The sequence below is a fragment of the Actinomadura sp. HBU206391 genome, assembly GCF_014323665.1.
In the GTDB taxonomy this organism is placed as follows: domain Bacteria; phylum Actinomycetota; class Actinomycetes; order Streptosporangiales; family Streptosporangiaceae; genus Actinomadura_C.
In genome coordinates this window covers 1-1,493 of the sequence record NZ_JABVEB010000535.1, presented here as the reverse complement: position 1 = coordinate 1,493, position 1,493 = coordinate 1, and the positions used below count along the sequence as shown (strand labels likewise).

1 protein-coding gene and 1 pseudogene are annotated in these 1,493 nt (G+C 69.7%); both read left to right on the top strand.

Translation table 11 applies throughout. The features are described 5' to 3' along the window. On the top strand, window positions 1–785 hold a 785-nt coding region (locus HKK72_RS39195; protein ID WP_187239421.1), incomplete at its 5' end, for a DUF3048 domain-containing protein. A gap of 233 nt (window positions 786–1,018) precedes the next feature. Next, window positions 1,019–1,493 (top strand): annotated as a pseudogene (locus HKK72_RS39190) (pyridoxal 5'-phosphate synthase lyase subunit PdxS); the annotation flags it as partial.

Below are 1,493 nucleotides of genomic sequence, written 5' to 3'. Positions count from 1 at the left end.
CGCAGGAGGGCCTCCGCTCGGCCGACATCGTCTATGTCGAGCAGGTCGAGGGCGGCGTGACCAGGATCATGGCGATCTTCTCCTCGAAGCTCCCGGCGAGGCTCGGCCCGGTGCGGAGCGCCCGCATCTCCGATCTCCACATCCTGCGGCAGTACGGCAGGCCCGCGTTCGCGTTCTCGGGCGTGCAGAGCAAGATGAAGCCCTCCATCCGCAGGGCCCCGCTCTACGACATCTCCCAGGACAACGGCGGGCGCTCCTACTTCCGGGTGAGCGGGCGCCCTATGCCGTACAACCTGTTCACCAGCCCCAGAGCGCTGCTCAAGCAGGCGCCCAAGGCCACCGGCCCGAAGGACATCGGCTTCCGGTTCGGTCCCGCGCCGGCCGGAGGCAAGGCGACCAGGACCTTCACCGCCCGCTGGCCCGCCGAGACGATGGGCTTTCGCTGGTCGTCCTCCGCCAAGCGGTGGCTGGCGTCCTACTCCGGGCAGCCGGACCGGGCCGCCGAGGGCGGCCAGCTCGGCGCCCCGACGGTCGTGGTGCAGTACGCCAAGACGACCCGCTCGCAGTTCCACGACTTCCTCGGCAACTACACCCCGCTGATCAAGACCACCGGTACCGGCAAGGCGGTCGTGCTGCGCGACGGCAAGTCCTACGACGCCCGCTGGTCACGTCCTTCCGAGAGCAAGGGCACGACGTTCACCACCGCGACCGGCGAGCCGATGACCTTCGCCACCGGACCGGTCTGGATCATGCTCGTCAATTCCGGCAAGCCCCGGGTCCCCTGACGGACCGCCTCCAGGCGGGGCGCGGCACGGGCGGCCTACAGGGTGATAAGCGGCCGGGTCCGGCGATGACACACTGACGGGTCCAGGGCGGGAGCGGTCAGGCAATATCATGGGTTCGGCAGACTGTCCGTTGAAAGCGTGAGGTAGAAACCGTGTCGACATCCAGCTCCACCCCTGAGACCGCCGTTCCGCAGACCGGCCCCGCGACGGGTACCGCCCGCGTGAAGCGCGGGATGGCCGAGATGCTCAAGGGTGGCGTGATCATGGACGTCGTCACGCCCGATCAGGCGAAGATCGCGGAGGACGCCGGCGCCGTCGCCGTCATGGCGTTGGAGCGGGTCCCGGCCGACATCCGGGTCGAGGGCGGCGTGTCGCGGATGAGCGACCCCGACATGATCGACGGCATCATCGGCGCCGTGTCCATCCCGGTCATGGCCAAGGCCCGCATCGGCCACTTCGTCGAGGCGCAGGTGCTCCAGGCGCTCGGGGTCGACTACGTCGACGAGTCCGAGGTGCTGACGCCCGCCGACGAGGCGCACCACATCGACAAGTGGGCGTTCACGGTGCCGTTCGTCTGCGGCGCCACCGACCTGGGCGAGGCCCTCCGCCGGATCTCCGAGGGAGCGGCCATGATCCGCTCCAAGGGCGAAGCGGGCACCGGCAACGTCGTCGAGGCGACCCGGCACATGAGGGCGATCCGCAGCCGGA